Annotated in this window: 16 protein-coding genes and 2 tRNA genes; 11 read left to right on the forward strand and 7 right to left on the reverse strand. The window is 58.9% G+C overall.

What is annotated here, in order from left to right:
* On the forward strand, window positions 1–807 hold an 807-nt coding region (locus tag B5E60_RS10035), incomplete at its 5' end, for a hypothetical protein (RefSeq protein ID WP_087311368.1).
* Window positions 808–874: 67 nt separating this feature from the next.
* On the opposite strand, the gene B5E60_RS10040 is transcribed toward B5E60_RS10035, so the two are convergent.
* Window positions 875–2,098, reverse strand: a complete 1,224-nt coding sequence (locus B5E60_RS10040) for a site-specific integrase (protein ID WP_087311369.1) — start codon at window positions 2,096–2,098, stop codon at window positions 875–877.
* Window positions 2,099–2,237: 139 nt separating this feature from the next.
* Window positions 2,238–2,312: transfer RNA gene (locus tag B5E60_RS10045), tRNA-Pro, on the reverse strand.
* A 107-nt stretch (window positions 2,313–2,419) separates the two neighbouring features.
* Between B5E60_RS10045 and B5E60_RS10050 the strand changes: the two genes are divergently transcribed.
* The 5 genes from B5E60_RS10050 to rpsT all read left to right on the forward strand — a co-directional run bounded on the left by B5E60_RS10050 (window position 2,420) and on the right by rpsT (window position 6,063).
* Window positions 2,420–3,559, forward strand: coding sequence for an ABC transporter substrate-binding protein (locus B5E60_RS10050; protein ID WP_087311370.1), 1,140 nt, complete (start codon window positions 2,420–2,422; stop codon window positions 3,557–3,559).
* A gap of 6 nt (window positions 3,560–3,565) precedes the next feature.
* The gene (locus tag B5E60_RS10055) at window positions 3,566–4,567 is read left to right on the forward strand and encodes a FecCD family ABC transporter permease (RefSeq protein WP_087311371.1); all 1,002 of its coding nucleotides are present in this window, start codon (window positions 3,566–3,568) and stop codon (window positions 4,565–4,567) included.
* Between the two features lie 4 nt (window positions 4,568–4,571).
* Window positions 4,572–5,330 (forward strand): ABC transporter ATP-binding protein, encoded by a 759-nt coding sequence (locus B5E60_RS10060; protein WP_087311372.1) that lies wholly within the window; start codon window positions 4,572–4,574, stop codon window positions 5,328–5,330.
* A 207-nt stretch (window positions 5,331–5,537) separates the two neighbouring features.
* Window positions 5,538–5,612: transfer RNA gene (locus B5E60_RS10065), tRNA-Glu, on the forward strand.
* A 199-nt stretch (window positions 5,613–5,811) separates the two neighbouring features.
* Entirely contained in the window at window positions 5,812–6,063 is a 252-nt protein-coding gene (gene rpsT / locus B5E60_RS10070; protein ID WP_087311373.1) for a 30S ribosomal protein S20, read from the forward strand.
* Between the two features lie 211 nt (window positions 6,064–6,274).
* On the opposite strand, the gene B5E60_RS10075 is transcribed toward rpsT, so the two are convergent.
* Window positions 6,275–6,853, reverse strand: a complete 579-nt coding sequence (locus B5E60_RS10075; RefSeq protein ID WP_087311374.1) for an adenylate kinase — start codon at window positions 6,851–6,853, stop codon at window positions 6,275–6,277.
* Between the two features lie 95 nt (window positions 6,854–6,948).
* Here B5E60_RS10075 and thiL point away from each other — a divergent pair, with 95 nt between their 5' ends.
* The gene (gene thiL / locus B5E60_RS10080; RefSeq protein ID WP_087311375.1) at window positions 6,949–7,986 is read left to right on the forward strand and encodes a thiamine-phosphate kinase; all 1,038 of its coding nucleotides are present in this window, start codon (window positions 6,949–6,951) and stop codon (window positions 7,984–7,986) included.
* A 131-nt stretch (window positions 7,987–8,117) separates the two neighbouring features.
* Here thiL and B5E60_RS13795 read toward each other — a convergent pair whose 3' ends face one another.
* Window positions 8,118–8,510 carry a hypothetical protein gene (locus B5E60_RS13795; RefSeq protein WP_143260737.1) on the reverse strand — a complete coding sequence of 131 codons (393 nt, stop codon included), beginning with the start codon at window positions 8,508–8,510 and terminating at the stop codon, window positions 8,118–8,120.
* 396 nt (window positions 8,511–8,906) lie between these two features.
* Here B5E60_RS13795 and rpsF point away from each other — a divergent pair, with 396 nt between their 5' ends.
* From rpsF to rplI, 3 genes are read left to right on the forward strand one after another with little or no spacing between them, the layout of a single operon-like run.
* A complete protein-coding gene (gene rpsF / locus B5E60_RS10085) occupies window positions 8,907–9,251 on the forward strand; it encodes a 30S ribosomal protein S6 (RefSeq protein ID WP_087311376.1) in 345 nt (114 codons plus the stop codon).
* Between the two features lie 3 nt (window positions 9,252–9,254).
* Window positions 9,255–9,533 (forward strand): 30S ribosomal protein S18, encoded by a 279-nt coding sequence (rpsR, locus tag B5E60_RS10090; protein ID WP_018694586.1) that lies wholly within the window; start codon window positions 9,255–9,257, stop codon window positions 9,531–9,533.
* Window positions 9,534–9,550: 17 nt separating this feature from the next.
* The gene (rplI, locus tag B5E60_RS10095; RefSeq protein ID WP_087311377.1) at window positions 9,551–9,991 is read left to right on the forward strand and encodes a 50S ribosomal protein L9; all 441 of its coding nucleotides are present in this window, start codon (window positions 9,551–9,553) and stop codon (window positions 9,989–9,991) included.
* A 517-nt stretch (window positions 9,992–10,508) separates the two neighbouring features.
* On the opposite strand, the gene B5E60_RS10100 is transcribed toward rplI, so the two are convergent.
* The 3 genes from B5E60_RS10100 to B5E60_RS10110 form a co-directional block, all read right to left on the reverse strand.
* Complete coding sequence (locus B5E60_RS10100) at window positions 10,509–11,120, reverse strand: DKNYY domain-containing protein (protein WP_162611628.1); 612 nt, start codon at window positions 11,118–11,120, stop codon at window positions 10,509–10,511.
* A 400-nt stretch (window positions 11,121–11,520) separates the two neighbouring features.
* Window positions 11,521–13,347 carry a 30S ribosomal protein S1 gene (gene rpsA, locus B5E60_RS10105; protein ID WP_087311379.1) on the reverse strand — a complete coding sequence of 609 codons (1,827 nt, stop codon included), beginning with the start codon at window positions 13,345–13,347 and terminating at the stop codon, window positions 11,521–11,523.
* Window positions 13,348–13,529: 182 nt separating this feature from the next.
* Window positions 13,530–14,951, reverse strand: coding sequence for a bifunctional metallophosphatase/5'-nucleotidase (locus tag B5E60_RS10110; protein WP_087311422.1), 1,422 nt, complete (start codon window positions 14,949–14,951; stop codon window positions 13,530–13,532).
* Between the two features lie 90 nt (window positions 14,952–15,041).
* Between B5E60_RS10110 and B5E60_RS10115 the strand changes: the two genes are divergently transcribed.
* Window positions 15,042–16,712, forward strand: a complete 1,671-nt coding sequence (locus B5E60_RS10115) for a nucleoside kinase (protein ID WP_087311380.1) — start codon at window positions 15,042–15,044, stop codon at window positions 16,710–16,712.
* The last annotated feature ends 137 nt before the right edge of the window (window positions 16,713–16,849 follow it).

Here is a 16,849-nt window from a genome sequence, read left to right on the forward strand (position 1 = left end):
AACCGTCAGTTCGCATTTGTAAAGGGTAACCGCCCGACCAATGCCAAGACCGTGAAGGCCAAGGAGAAATCGATGCAGGAGCATGGACAGCTGTCGCCCATCACCGTCGTGAAGGGTGAGGATGTCTACCTGATGAACGGCCATCTGGTAGACCTGCAGGGAAACGACATCCCCGACAAGCAGACAGAACAGTACTATGCCGTGGTGGATGGACAGCACCGAGTGGTCGCATGGATGAACTTGGGCAAGAACTTGGATGAACTTGTGATTTGTGAGGCGCTGAATGCCGAGATGGAGATTGCGGCCCTGATCGCCGAGATGAATATCTGCACGACCTCGTGGAAGGGGACCGATTATATGGCAGCTCCAGCAATGGCTCTCGGAGAAAAGAATGAGGTCTTTGACTTTGCCGTGGAGCTGCAAACGAAGGGCTTCCCGCTGGCGACCATCTCACTCTGGTGTACTGGTGCCAACTCCCTCAAACCGAAAGACCTTGTAGCCAGTGTCAAGAGCAAAGTACTGCCGCGGGCATTTGAAGATGCTGGCTGGTTCTATCGAAGCGTCAAGTGGTATGAGGCCGCCTCGGAACGGATTCCAAATGCGTTCCTGGCGAAAAAATATCTGATTACCTTCCTGATTAAGAAATTCAACCATGCGGAGAACCCTACACAGTTCAGCAGCCAGGTGGAGATAAGGCTGAGAAGTTTGACGGATGAGCAGGTGAAAGAGATCATGAACCCCAAGACGGAAGAGGATGTTTCGCGGGAACAGGCGACCTATGATATGCTGGAAAAACACCTTGGGTAATGAAGACGCCACATGTCATCAGAAGAAAGGAGGTCGGTTCCCAACAGGGCCGCCGACCTCCCGATTCTTACAGCAGATGCCGCATGGCTTCGTCGATCTGCGAGTTCTCGAATGAATCGAGGTAGATTTGAGTGGTCTTCAGGCTGTGATGTCCCAAGGCCTCGGATATGATACCGATATTCACGCCCGACTTCTTCAGTACGGTGGCAAAGCTGTGCCTTGCGACATAGGTCGTAACGGTAGACTTGATCTTCAAACGCTTGCCGATACCCCGCAAGGCAAAATTCACCCTGCCGCACATTTTATGCACCCGATTCTTCTTTTGCATGGGCGTAATGTGTACCCGCTCATCCAATATCGGGAACAGATAACCCGCCAGCCTGCAATGTCCGTCGTATTTGGCAAGAATCTCCCTTGCTTGTGCCGACAACGGGACATTGACAGCTCCATGCGTTTTCTGACGGCAATAGATCAACCGCCCTTCCACGATATTGGCAGGCGTCAGGTTGGCCATATCCACAAACGAGATACCACCGCACAAATAGGAGAAGACAAATACATCGTGGGCAAACTGCTCGATTGCCTTACCCTGTGAACAATCAGCGGCCATGATCTTCATCACGTCCGTCTTGCTCAAGGCGCGTTTCGGTGTTCGGGTATTGAATTTACTGATCTTGTACTCGTTGAACGGATTCTTCTCCCTGCCGACAATCCTGGCTCTGACTGCACGATTGAATATCGCCCGCAAGGTCCGCATCTGGAAACTCAAGGTTGTCTCCTTGTTCCCTTTTGACCGCATCCAACTCTCGAAAGCGTTCAGAAAGGCTTCATCAATCTGTCCAAACGGATAAGCCAGCGGTTTGTCCGCGTGGAAGGATCGCAAGACCTGATAGGAGTTCTGATAGGCATAGGCATTGCCTACCGCCCCCTCCCGTTTGAGTTGCTCAATGGTTCTCAAATAGAAATGTTCGACCGTTTCCGACTGGATTTGCGCTCGGGACTGCTCCTTGACAAGCGTTTGAGCGGTATAATCCTCATTGTTGGCGCTCTTCTCCAACAGCTTGGTTTGATACTCGGTCTTGACCTTCAGGATAATCTGCTGGATATACTTGCGGTCGGGACACTTGGGCTTGGGTTCGTTGCGGTCGAAATCCCAATTTGACGGATGGACCGACACGCCGAGACTTTTCATCGTCCGTTTGCGGTCCTTCGTAATACGCAACATGAGCGGATGCTCCCCGTTGGCGAGGGTCTTGCTTTTGAAGCAAATGACTGAAATTGTGGCGTCCATAGCCTTTTGGCGGTTTACACCACGGTTTACACGCCCCGCGCAGAATGCCGCAGAAACGGGGTCTGAAACCCCTGCCCGAACGGCCTGCCAGAAACGAAAAAGGCTCGGCAATCATGTGATTGTCAAGCCTTTTCTTCAGTCGGGGTGACTGGATTCGAACCAGCGACCACACGCCCCCCAGACGTGTACTCTAACCGGACTGAGCTACGCCCCGATTCCGCCCTCGCGAAGTCCAAAACCCTTCGCTTTGGGACTGCAAATATACGCACTTTTTTGATAAAACAACACTTTTCTGCAATATTTTTTCCTACTTTTGCAGAAATGAAACCTTTCGCCCTTCTTATCCTGTCCCTCGCAGCCGCCCTCATGACGGGCTGCTCGGGATCCGCTGAACGCCACCTGAGCGACTTCACCTCAACGGTTTACGCCCCGACCTATGCCTCCGGATTCGACATCCGCGGCACCGAACGTGATGCCTCGACCCTCATCTCGGTCCACAATCCCTGGCAGGGAGACGCCCGCTCCGAACAACACCTCATCCTGCTGCGCGGCAAGGCCAAAGCCCCCGCCGACGGATCCGTTCAGGCCGTCCGGGCCCCCGTACAACGCGTGGTCTGCATGTCGTCGAGCCACGTGGCGCTGTTCGACGCCCTGGGGCTCGCCGACCGCATCGTCGGGGTCTCCGGCCTCGACTACATCTCCAACCCCCGGATCCAGCAGCGCAGCCGCAGCGGAGAACTCCGTGACGTGGGCTATGACACGAATCTCAACTTCGAGCTGCTCACCGCCCTGCATCCCGACGTGATCCTGCTCTACGGCATCTCGGGCGAGAACACCACCATCACCGACAAACTCCGCGAACTGGGAATTCCCTACCTCTACGTGGGCGATTACGTCGAGGAGTCGCCCCTGGGCAAGGCCGAATGGCTCGTCGCTGCAGCGGAAATGTGCGACCTGCGGGCGGCCGGAGCCGACACGCTGCGCCGCATCGCCGCGCGCTACAACGACCTCCGGGCACGGCTCGACCCGGCCGACGCCCGCCCGAAGGTGATGCTCAACACCCCCTACCGCGACACCTGGTTCATGCCCTCGACGCAAAGTTACATGGTGCGGCTGATCGAGGATGCCGGCGGAAGCTACATCTACACGAAAAACCACACGAACGCCTCGGTCGCCGTCGACCTCGAGGAGGCCTACCTGCTGGCCAACAGCGCCGACTTCTGGATCAACGTCGGGGCCTGCAACTCGATCGAAGAGCTCACGGCACAGAATCCGAAATTCGCCGAGGTGCCGGCCGTCGTCGACCGCTGCGTCTGGAACAACAACCGCCGTCAGACCCCCTCCGGAGGCAGCGACTTCTGGGAATCGGGCGTCGTACGGCCCGACGTCGTACTGCGCGACCTGAAGACCATCCTGGCCGGCGGCAGCGATTCGACCTATTATTATAAACGCCTCGAATAACCGCCGATGTCGCGTACCGCCCTGCTCTTCACGCTGCTCACGCTGCTCACCGCCGCACTTTTCATCGGCGATCTGGCCGTCGGATCGGTCGATATCCCGCTCCGCGAGGTCTGGGCCGCGCTCACGGGCGGCAACTGCGACCCGACCTACGCCACCATCATCCAGAAGATCCGGCTGCTGAAGGCCCTCACGGCCCTGCTGGCCGGCAGCGCGCTGGCCGCCAGCGGACTCCAGATGCAGACGCTGTTCCGCAACCCCCTGGCCGGCCCCTACGTCCTGGGCATCAGTTCGGGAGCCTCGCTCGGCGTGGCCATGTTCCTGCTCGGAGCCCCGCTGCTGGGCGTCGCCGGCCACTCGTTCGTCCAGTCGCTCGGCATCGCCGGGGCCGCCTGGATCGGTTCGGCCCTCGTGCTGGCCATCGTCATGGCCGTCAGCCGCCGCATCAAGGACATCATGGTCATCCTCATCCTCGGCATGATGTTCAGTTCGGGCGTGAGCTCCGTGGTCGAGATCCTGCAATACCTCTCGAACGAATCGGCCCTCAAATCGTTCGTCATCTGGACCATGGGATCGCTGGGCGACGTGACGGGCAGCCGTCTGGCGCTGATGCTTCCGGCCGTCGTGGCGGGGCTCCTGCTGGCCGTGGCCGTCATCAAGCCGCTGAACCTGCTCCTGCTGGGCGAGAACTACGCCCGCACGATGGGGCTCAACATCCAGCGCACCCGCTCGCTGATCTTCCTCTCGACGGTGCTGCTGGCCGGCACGGTCACCGCCTTCTGCGGCCCGGTGGGCTTCATCGGACTGGCCGTGCCGCACCTGGCCCGCATGATCTTCTCGTCGGCCGACCACCGCGTGCTGATGCCCGCCTCGATGCTCTCGGGGGCCGCCCTGCTGCTGATCTGCGACCTGCTGGCCAAGACGCTGACCCTGCCCATCAACACCATCACGGCCCTGATGGGCATTCCGGTCGTCATCTTCGTCGTCATCCGAAACCGCAACCTCTTCTGACGCCATGAGCATCCGACTCGACCATATCACCCTCGCCTACGGCAGCCGCACGCTGCTCGCCGACATCTGCGCCGAGATCGCTCCGGGATCGCTGACGGCCCTCATCGGCCGCAACGGAACGGGCAAGAGCACCCTGCTGCGGGCCGTCGCCGGACTGGGCCCCGTCACGGCGGGACGGATCGAACTCTGCGGGCATACGCTCGCCGGGATGACGCCCCGCCAGCGGGCCGAGACCGTCTCGTTCGTCACCACGGACAAGGTGCGCATTGCCAACCTTGCGTGCGAGGATGTCGTCGCGCTGGGCCGCGCCCCCTACACCAACTGGATCGGACGCATGCAGGAAGAGGACCGCGCCGTGGTCGAACGTTCGCTCCAACTGGTCGGCATGTCGGCATTCGCCCGCAAGACAATGGACCGCATGTCGGACGGCGAGTGCCAGCGGGTGATGATTGCCCGGGCGCTGGCCCAGGATACGCCGATCATCCTGCTCGACGAACCGACGGCCTTCCTCGACCTGCCGAACCGCTACGAACTGGCCACGCTGCTGCGGCGTCTGTCCCGCGACGAGCGCAAATGCGTCCTCTTCTCGACGCACGATCTGGACATCGCCCTCTCGCTGTGCGACGCCGTGGCGCTGATCGACACGCCGCATCTGCACCTGCTGCCGGCCGACGAGATGGTCTCGAGCGGCTACCTCGAACGGCTCTTCTCGGGGCGCAGCGCGCAATTCGACCCCGCAACGCGCAGCGTCCGGCTGCGTTGAGCGGCAAATCCCGGGAAACGGAAAAAACGCCTGAACGGCCGCCCGAGGGCCCCGGACAAAGGGACGCGAGGGGTCGTTGCCGTATCTCTCACCAAGGCATTCTCAATAAAAATTCAATTTTTTCACCACTTTTTTTGTACAAGAAACTTTTTTGTTTACCTTTGCACCGCTAAAGCGCCCCATTACGGGCAGCGCGATAGTGGTAGAGGCCCATTCGTCTATCGGTTAGGACGCAAGATTTTCATTCTTGAAAGAGCAGTTCGATTCTGCTATGGGCTACCAAGGGGCCAAAAGAGAGGCCGCGAGATCCGAGAGGGGGGGGGAGGGAGAAGGCGTTTACCTACCCCGTAATTTCGCAACTTTCCGACAGCCTTGACGGGTGACAATCCAACAAGGAGCGGACCTTCGGGGTCTATCCGAAAGCGGCCACGGCCGTTCGAGTGCAGAAACTGAAAAAGTAAAAAAATAAAAACAACGGATTATGGCAAACCATAAGTCATCGAAAAAACGCATTCGTCAGACGCTGACGAAGCGCGCTCATAACCGGCTCTATCACAAGACGACGCGTAACGCCGTGAAGGCCCTGCGCGCCACGACCGAGAAGAGCGCTGCCGAGGCTCTGCTGCCCAAGGTAACGGCAATGCTCGACAAGCTGGCCAAGCACAACATCATGCACAAGAACAAGGCTGCAAACCTCAAGAGCGCCATTCAGCTCCACGTGAACGCCCTCTAATTCTTGAGCAACCATCTGCAAGGCCCGGACCTCAAAGTCCGGGCCTTGTCATTTCCGCCCCCTTCCAACCGGAAGGGAATGCCCGGGGCAACCTTACACCCGCCGGAATATCGAGCGAAAGGATGGGGCAATTCGATTTTGCAGCACCCACAAAAAACCGGTCCGCCCGAACGGGGCGAACCGGCAGCGGCAGACTCCGAATTGCGGAGCCCTATTTCTCGAGACCGTCAATCACGGTGGCAATCCGGTCGAAGACCTCCTCCATCGTTCCGACGCCGTTGACCGAAGCATACTTGCCCTGAGCGGCATAGTAGTCGGCCACGACGGCCGTCTGCTTGTGGTAAACGGCCAGACGCTCGCGGATCACCTCCTCCGAGGCATCGTCGGCACGCCCCGAATCCTTGCCGCGCAGCAGCAGGCGGTGTACCAGCTCCTCCTCCGGAACGTGGATGTCGACCATGATGTCGACCTTCAGGCCGTGCTTGGCAAGAATCTTGTCGAACTCCTCGGCCTGAACCGTCGTACGGGGGAAACCGTCGAAGATGCAGCCTTTGGCATCGAGGTGATCGGCCACGTAGTTGGCGATCATGCCGATGACGATCGAATCGGGAGCCAGTTTGCCCTCCTTGATGTAGGACTCCATGCTGCGGCCGAGTTCCGTACCGCGACGGATCTCGTCGCGGATCACCTCGCCGGTCGAAACATGGTCGATTCCGTAGTGTTCTTTCAGACGCTGCGCCTGGGTTCCCTTGCCGCAACCCGGTGCACCGAATAAGACGATATTGATCATAACTAACCCGTTTTTAGGATTTAAACCGGACAAAAATACGTTATTTTTGCCCAAATCAAGAATGTTTGGCTAATTTTGTAAAAAATCTCAGAAATATGGAGCCCAAAAAACGCACCGAGATCGCCACGCTCGGACAATTCGGATTGATCGATCTCCTGACGAAGGATTTCCCCCTGCGCCAACCCTCTTCGCTCACGGGTGTCGGCGACGATGCCGCGGTGATCGCTCCGCCCGACGGCGAGACGCTGCTCTGCACCACCGACTCCTTCTACGAAGGGGTGGATTTCGACCTCACCTACTTCCCGCTCAAGCACCTCGGATACAAGGTCGTGACGGCCGGCGTGAGCGACATTCTGGCCATGAACGCGCGGCCGTCGCAGATCACCGTCTCGCTGGGCGTCTCGGCCAAAATACCGGTCGAAGCGCTGCAGGATCTCTACGAGGGGATCGCATTTGCCTGCCGCGAGCAGGAGATCGACCTGGTGGGAGGCGACACACGCGCCTCGATGACCGGGCTCGTAATCACCGTCACCGTGCTGGGGCACGCCCCGAAACAGGAGCTCGTCCGCCGCAGCGGAGCACAGCTCCACGACCTGATCTGCATCACGGGCAATCTCGGCGCCGCCTTCATGGGGCTTCAGCTGCTGGAGCGCGAGAAGCGGGTCCTGGCCGACGTCGCAAACCCCGAGCCGCAGTTCAAGGGATATGAATACCTGCTGGAGAAGTACCTGAAGCCGCGCCCGCGTACGGACATCATCGAAACGCTCCGCGAGGAGAAGATCCTCCCGACCTCGATGATCGACCTCTCGGACGGTCTGGCCAGCGATCTGATGCAGATCTGCAAGTCGTCGAAGTGCGGTGCGCGGATCTACCTCGAGCGGATTCCCATCGCGCAGCAGACCACCTCGCTGGCCGAGGAGATGCACACGGACCCGGTCGTGGCGGCATTGAACGGCGGTGAGGACTACGAACTGCTCTTCACCGTACCGCTGTCCATGCAGGAGCAGGTGATGCGACTGGGACTGGTGGACGTCATCGGCCACATCACGGCCGAATCGACCGGCGCCTACCTCGTGACGCCCGACGGCGGCGAGATCCGGCTGAAGGCCCAGGGCTTCCCCCAGGAGGCTTAAGAAGCCTGTTTTATGCGTCCGATCGTTGTCCCGCTGCGGACGGCCGTTGGCGTCATATTATACAAAAACACCGCCCTAAAGAGCGGTGTTTTATCAATCATATTAAACAATTCAACCCCAAAATTTAGTGATCAAAAATCTATAACATAAGATGCGGAATATTGTCCCGATGCCTTTACTGCAAATGGACCATTATTTTTACTAACCGATATTTTAGTGGCATCATTTGTCGGAGCACCCCGATATTTCGTTAACGTTATCCGTGCGGCAAAATTTTTACTAACCGGTCCACATATAGTCTCAAAAGAACGAGCTGCTGCAAAACTTTCCGTACGAGTTCCCTTTTCGGTATTATAACTTACCCCGTCAATATAAAAATAAACTTTCCCTGATATTTGATACTTCACATAATAATAATCTTCATTTCCCTCAATGGGAGTTGTGGTTGAATCTTTTTCTTTTTCGCATGACAATAATGTCATTGACAAAATTGTCGCCATCACAACAAACAATAGCCTTTTCATAACGTTAAGTTTAGTATTACCGCTCTTGCACCTACACGGCTGACTTCTTTGATTAATAGAAAAAAGAAAGCGTGGTGCTGAAAACTTATTTCAGTTAAGCTGGTCGTAGGATTACCATTTGGCATAAAATAAGCGACAGCTCCCACGCCCATACCCATGGAAAAATGGATACGACGCGGTAAGATGTCTGCCTATTCCTCGCCAAAGAGAATTTCCTACGTTCGCTTAACAGGAATAAACTTACACTTTCCGTGTTTGTCAGTATGTTCCACAAAGATAGGCAAAAGCGGAGAAAATCCAAATACTGAGAAATTTTTAATTCTCAATTTTTCATTTTCAATTTTAATGCGTATCTTTGCGGTCCCGAAATGGGACTAACAACTAATTAAACGCATTATGAACAATTACGAAACCGTTTTCATTGTCACGCCGGTTCTGTCCGATGCTCAGGTGCAGGAGGTCGCTGACAAATTCCAGGGTGTCATCACCGAAAACGGCGGTCAGATCGTGAACCGGGAGTCGTGGGGCCTTCGCAAGCTCGCCTACCCGATTCAGAAGAAGACCACCGGTTTCTACTTCCTGATGGAGTTCACGGGCGAAGGCTCGCTGATCAACACCCTCGAAACGCAGTATCGCCGCGACGAGCGCGTGATCCGTTTCTTGACTTTCAAGCAGGACAAATTCGCCGTCGAGTACTCGGAGAAGCGTCGTGCTAAACTTGCTAACAAACAGGAGGAGTAAACCATGGCACAGGAAAACAAGGCTCAGTCGGAAATCCGTTACCTCAACCCCGTATCGGTCGACGTTAAAAAGAAGAAATACTGCCGCTTCAAGAAGCTCGGCATCAAGTATGTAGACTACAAGGACGGTGAGTTCCTCAAGAAGTTCCTCAACGAACAGGGCAAGATTCTGCCCCGCCGCCTGACCGGAACCTCGCAGAAGTTCCAGAAGAAGGTCGCACAGGCCGTCAAACGTGCACGTCACCTGGCTATCCTGCCCTTCGTAACCGATTGCATGAAATAATTTAAAGGAGGACAACCATGGAGGTAATTCTGATCAAAGATATCGAGAAGCTGGGTTACGCCAATGACATCGTCAACGTAAAACCCGGATACGCCAACAACTATCTGATTCCCCAGGGTCTGGCCAAGGCCGCTACGGCTTCCGCCAAGAAAGTCCTGGCCGAGAATCTCAAACAGCGCGCTCACAAGGACGCCAAGATCCTGGCTGATGCCCAGGCGCTGGCCGAGACGATTGCAAACCTGCCGCTGACGCTTTCGATGAAGGCCGAGGAGGGCAAGCTCTTCGGTACGGTAACCGCTACGGACCTCGCCGAGGCCCTGGCCGGCAAGGGTATCACCATCGACCGCAAGCAGATCACCGTCGAGCCCATCAAGACCGTCGGCGAGTACGAGGCTTCGGCCCGTCTGCACAAGGAGGTCAAGGCTACGATCAAATTCTCGGTGGTGGCTGCCGAATAAGGCGTCGACTTCCGATCACGAAAAAAGGCTTTCCGCTCAGCGGAGAGCCTTTTTTGTGTTGACTGGCGAGAGGTTGTGGGGGGGGTGCATGAGGAGACGCGGAGAGAAGACCAGTGAAGGCGGGAAGATCTGTGGAGACGGGAGAAGGAAATGGGAGGAGGCGGGAGGAGACGCGGGGAAGAGACCAGTAAAGGAGGGGGAGCGTGAGGGCGTTTAAGCGGAGAGTTCTCCCCCCCCATGCGGTGCTGGAGAGATAGCCGTTATCGAGGCCGGCGCTGCACAGAGCCGCACAGAGTCTCGCAGAGTCTCGCAGAACCGCGCAGCCCCGCTAAAACCATCCAGAGCCGCGCAGAGTCTCGCAGAGCCACAAACCATCCAGAACCGTACAGGGTCACATCCAAACCATCCAGAGCCGTGCAGGCCCTCGATACCCCGCAGAGTCACGCAGAACCTCACAGAGTCATACAAGAGCCACGCAGGACTATCCTACTGTCTATGATTTCCGGTCGGCCGGTCATCAATATTGCGGCAGAAAATCGGATGGTGAGGCTCCGGGGAGTTCGCGGCCGCGGAACCAGACCCGCCTGGCATCACGGGCATAGCCCCGGCCCAGCACCTCGAACGATAACGGAGCGGCATCCGACAGAGGCCGGCCGTTCCAGAAGGCCCGCCACGCATCGCGTGCATAGCCGTCGCCCAGCACCTCGAACGACGACGGAGCGACCTCCGACAAGGGTTGGCCGCTCCAAAAGACCCGCCACGCATCGTGTGCATAACCGTCGCCCAGCACCTCGAACGACGACGGGGCAACCTCCGACAGGGGCTGGCCGTTCCAGAAGACCCGCCACGCATCGCGTGCATACCCCCAGCCGAGTGTCTCAAACGACGACGGGGCGGCATCAGCCACCGGACGGCCGCACCAATAGATGCGCCATGCATCGCGGGCATACCCGTCGCAAAGCACCGTGAACGATTGAGCCGCGGCATCTATTACGGGGCGCCCCTCGAAAAAGGCCCTCCAGACATCCTTGCCGTAACCGTCGCCCAGATCCACGAACGACGAGGGAACGGCATCGACAACCTCGCGGCCACGGAACCAAACCCGCCACGCATCCTTTGAATAATTCATCGGCGGGGTTCCGAATCCGGCAGGATATGGGGCGATCACCCGTGACGGGGTTATGGCTGCAACCGGCTGTGAGGGCAGGCAGACAAGAAAAATCGGCAGAGTCAGCAAGATCGGCAACCATCCTGTTCGGGCGGTTCGTTTCATAGCGGCAAATCGGGTCAATCGGTGCAATCGGGTCATCATAAGCTCCGTGTTTCAAGGGTTACAAGATAGCGGTTTTCGGGCGGACGGCCAAAGATCGGAGCAAAAAAACGCCCGCACTCTTTTCTGAGTGCGGGCGTTACTGATCGGTTCGGGGGATTTTCTGGGGTCGGAGTGTCTCGGGATCATGCAGCCCCGGGATTTCGCGCCCCCTTCAGGAGCACCTCTCCCGGACTCACTTCCCCCCCCCTCGGGAAGATTACTCCTCCTTCTTGGCGGCAGCCTCCTTGGCCTCGGCAGCCTCGGCAGCCTCCATGGCGCTCTTCAGAGCGGCCAGGCCGGCGATGTCGCCCAGGGTGGTCTTCTCAACCGAAGCGTTGATCTTCTTCACGGTCGACTTCGTAGCGTCGGCAGCAGCACGCTTCTCGGCCTTCTCGGCGGCAACGGCCTCCTTACGGGCATCGTCATAGGTGCGCAGGTGCGAGAGGGTGATACGGCGCGTAGCCTTCGAGAATTCGATGACCTTGAAGTTGAGCTTGTCGCCCACCTTCGGGGTCGTGCCGTCCTCCTTGACGAGCTGGCGCGACGGGCAGAAGCCCTCGACATTCTCACCCAGCGATACGACGGCACCCTTGTCCGTAAGTTCAGTGATCGTACCCTCGTGGATGCTCTCTACGGGGAACTGGTTTTCGAAGGTGTTCCAGGGATTCTCCTCGAGCTGCTTGTGACCCAGCGAGAGGCGACGGTTCTCCTTGTCGATCTCCAGGACGACAACCTCGATGTCGGCACCTACCTGGGTGAACTCGGCCGGGTGCTTGATCTTCTTGGTCCAGCTGAGGTCCGAGATGTGGATCAGACCGTCGATGCCCTCCTCGATCTCAACGAATACGCCGAAGTTCGTGAAGTTACGCACCTTGGCCATCGTACGGGTTCCGACGGGGTATTTGGTTTCGATATTCTCCCAGGGATCGGGCGTAAGCTGCTTGATGCCGAGCGACATCTTGCGCTCCTCGCGGTCGAGGGTCAGGATGACGGCCTCAACCTCGTCGCCGACCTTCAGGAACTCCTGAGCCGAACGCAGGTGCTGGCTCCAGGACATCTCCGAAACGTGGATCAGACCCTCCACACCGGGAGCGATCTCGACGAAGGCGCCGTAGTCGGCCATAACGACCACGCGGCCCTTGACCTTGTCGCCCACCTTGAGGTTGGGATCGAGCGCCTCCCACGGATGCGGGGTGAGCTGCTTCAGACCCAGGGCGATACGCTTCTTGGCCTCGTCGAAGTCGAGGATTACGACGTTGATCTTCTGGTCGAGCGAAACGATCTCTTCGGGGTGGTTTACGCGACCCCACGAGAGGTCGGTGATGTGGATCAGACCGTCTACGCCGCCCAGGTCGACGAATACGCCGTAGGAGGTGATGTTCTTGACGGTACCCTCGAGAATCTGACCCTTCTCGAGCTTCGACATGATGATCTGCTTCTGAGCCTCGAGTTCGGCCTCGATGAGGGCCTTGTGCGAAACGACCACGTTGCGGAACTCCTGGTTGATCTTGACAACCTTGAATTCCATGGTCTTGTCGACATATACGTCGTAGTCGCGGATGGGTTTCACGTCGATCTGCGAGCCGGGGAGGAAGGCCTCGATGCCGAATACGTCGACGATCATACCGCCCTTCGTACGGCACTTGATGTAACCCTTGATAACCTCGTCCTTCTCGAGGGCCTCGTTGACGCGATCCCACGATTTGAGCTGACGGGCCTTCTTGTGCGAGAGGGAGAGCTGACCGTTCTTGTCCTCGGCCGACTCCACGTAGACCTCCACCTTGTCGCCCACCTTCAGATCGGGGTTGTAGCGGAACTCCGAGACGGGAATCACGCCCTCGCTCTTGTAGCCGATGTTGACCATGACCTCACGCTTGGTGATGGCGGTTACGGTACCCTCGACCACTTCGCCGACGTTGACATTCGACAGCGTCTTGTCGTAGGCTTCGGTGATCTGGGCCTTGTCCTGATCCGATACGGCCAGGTCGTTTTCAAAGGCGTTCCAGTCGAAATTCTCGTTTGCGACTTTCTTTGCTTCTTCCATGTTGGAAATTGTTTTTGCGATACAATCGCTCGTTAAATGGTTAATAATAAAGTTTTTGCCCGCGCGCGGGAGCAATCTCCCGGGCTTGCGGAGTGCAAAGGTACGGCTTTTTGGCTGAAAATCAAATTTTTTCAGCCGTTTTTCAGTCGTTTTTCGCGGCCGGCGGTTCAGAGCGGCCGCTTCTACGGGCGGACGATGCGCTGATGCGGCCGGTTGTCGGGCTCGAGCGGCGAATCCTCCTCCAGCTCTTCGAGCAGCACGTCAGCCACCTTGATGTCGGTGATCGCACCGTCGACATAGTCCAGATCGTGGTAGTTCTTGAAGACGTAGTCGCTGATGGCCACACGGTACATGCGCCCCTCGCGCAGCTGCGGGAAACGCACATCCAGCGCGCTGTCGGCGGCATTGGTGACGATCTCATAGGGGGTTGTCGAGATGAGATCGATGCGGTGCGACTCCTTGCGGTTCTCCGTATCGTTGTACTTCGTGAGGATCATCCGCCGCATCTGGGCCGGCGTCATACGCATCACGGCAATCCGCGAGTCGAAGGGTTCGAGGTCGTAGACGCGCGCCGTACTCATGCCGCCGGCCGGGATCGAATCCAGCCGTACGCCGCCGACGTGGTAGAATCCCACCTCGGCCGCCGTCTTGTCGGCCACGCCCCGGGCCATCCAGTTGGCCACGCCCCAGCCGCTGGCCGCACGGGCGAATTCACCCACCGGACGGTTCAGCTCCGGATCGGCATAATAACGGTCGACCTCGGCCCGAACGAGCGAATCGGGGGCGTAGTCCGCCAGCGGGACGATGCGATAGTCGATCGCCGCGATCTTCTTCCCGCGCAGGCGGATGGTCGTGGCGCCGACGTTGGTCAGATTCTTGCCCGTCTGGGTGAGCAGCGTGCCGCCGATGAGCGTATCACGCAGCTTGTGGGTGTGGCCGCCGATCACCAGATCGTAGCGGTGTTCCGTGGCAAGCAGCTCGGCATCGCGGTCGTCGCCCATGTGCGAGAGGAGCACCAGCACGTCGACCTTCGAGCGCAGCGAATCGGCACAGCGGCGGGCCGCCTGTTGCGGATCGGGGAAGCGCAATCCCTCGAAATTGGCGTCGTTGCCGGCCGGATGGCCCGGGCCCTCGTAGTTGGTCACCACGCCGACCACGCCGATGCGGATTCCGCCCCGCTCGATGATCGTCCAGGAGGCCGGCTGCGGGAAGATGCACGTATCACTCTCCAGATTGGCACAGACCACCTTGAAGTCCATGCTGTCGATCATCCGGGCCAGATGGGCCTGCCCGAAGTCGAATTCGTGGTTGCCGAACGTGGCCACGTCGTAACCCAGGCGGTTCATCAGCGCAATGACCGGCATGCCGGGAGTCGGGGACTTGTCGACGTAGGCGTTGCCGGTCCAGCGGTCACCGGCGTCGGCCAGCACCACCAGCCGGGCCGTATCGCGGCAGGCCTCGACGGCGGCGGCCAGGCGCGGGAAGTTCTGAATGCGGGCGTGCATGTCGTTGGTCGACAGCACCACGAGGGTCGTTTCGCGGGGCGTGCAGGCGGCCGCAACGACCACGGACAGGGCCAGCACCCCCTGGAGCAACTTTTTCATATTCACGACATTGTTTTTCATTTCGGAAAATCGGTTGCCAAATGTACGAATTATTCCTATCTTTGGCTTCGATACAGCCAAATTTTTCCGATGAACGATACCATTCAGATCATCTGCGAAAACCTCGGCGGGAAGCTCTCCGTGGAGATGGGGACCCCGCTGCGGCAGATCGCCGGGCGGATCACGCCGGGGCCTCACCCCTTCCTGGCCGCCTTCGTCAACAACCGCATCAAGGAGCTCAGCTACCGGGTCTATACCCCCGTGACGGTCCGCTTCGTCGACATCACCTCGTTTGCCGGCATCCGCGTCTACCAGCGCACGGCGTGGTTCCTGCTGCAGAAGGCCGTCAAGGATCTCTACCCGGGCCGGCGGCTCCACATCCGCCATTCGATGGGTCAGAGCGGCTTCTACTGCGAAATCGAAGGGATCGACCGCTTCTCCCAGTCCGAAACCGACCGTCTGTGCGACCGCATGCGCACGCTGGTCGAGCAGGACCTTCCGATCGAACGCCGCCGGATGCTCACCTCCGAGGTCCGGGCCCGCTACGCCGAGGAGGGCTTCGCGGACAAGATCGAACTGCTCGACACCCGTCCGCGCCTCTACAGCGACCTCTATACATTGGACGACACGGCGGGCTATTTCTACGGCTCGCTGGCCCCCTCGACGGGCTATCTTGACCTGTTCGACCTCGAACCCTGCTACAACGGCTTCTACCTGGCGCTCCCGCTGCGCACGGATCCCGACCGGCTGAACAAGAACGTCCAGCAGGAGAAGATGTTCTCGATCTTCCAGGAGTACCAGTCTTGGGTGACGCTGATGGGCGTCCCGACCATCGGAGCGGTCAACGCCCGCACGCTGGCCGGCGATGCCGGCGGCATGATCAAGATGGCCGAGGCGTTCCACGAGCGGAAGTTCGCCGACGTGGCCGACGCCATCCAGCGCGCCAACGCCGAGCGCGGCATCCGCATGGTGCTGATCTCAGGCCCCTCGTCGAGCGGCAAGACCACCTCGGCCAAGCGGCTCGGCATCCAGCTGGGCGTGCTGGGGCTGCGGCCCGTGATGATCTCGCTCGACGACTACTTCGTCGACCGCGAGAAGACCCCCCTCGACGAGAACGGCGAGTACGATTACGAAGCCCTCGAGGCGATCGACCTCGAGCTGTTCAACGACCACCTGCGGCGGCTGATGGCCGGCCAGAGCGTCGACATCCCGCGCTACGACTTCATCACCGGGCGCCGTACGCAGCACGGCACGCCGCTGACGCTCGACGAGCGGTCGATCCTCATCATCGAGGGGATCCACGGCCTGAATCCGCGGCTGACCCCCTCGATCCCCGACTCGAAGAAGTTCCGCATCTACATCTCGTGCTTCACGTCGGTGGCCATGGACAACCTCTCGCGCATCGCCACGACGGACAACCGCCTGCTGCGGCGTCTGACGCGCGACTACAAGCAGCGCGGAGCCGATGCCCTGCACACGCTTTCGCGCTGGGCCTCGGTGCGCCGCGGCGAGGAGCGGCACATCTTCCCCTATCAGGAGAATGCCGACGTGATGCTCAACTCGTCGTTGTTCTACGAGATCTCGGTGCTGCGCCCCTATGCGGAGAAGATCCTGCGCGAGGTGCCCGACACGGTGCCGGAGTTCGACGAGGCGCGGCGCATGCTCAAGTTCCTGGACAACTTCATTCCGATCCCCTCGGACGAGGTCCCGCCGACGTCGATCCTGCGCGAATTCATCGGCGGCAGCTCGTTCACCTACTGACCGCAGGCCGGACAACCTCCTCCGCCCCTTCCGAATCCCCGCAAAAACGGGGATTCGGCGTTTTTCGCCCCGCCCGAAAAATAGCGGCGGAAAATTTGGGCGTCCGTTGCATTTGTCTTACCTTTGTATGATCCCGG

The organism is Alistipes sp. An116 (assembly GCF_002161005.1).
In the GTDB taxonomy this organism is placed as follows: domain Bacteria; phylum Bacteroidota; class Bacteroidia; order Bacteroidales; family Rikenellaceae; genus Alistipes; species Alistipes megaguti.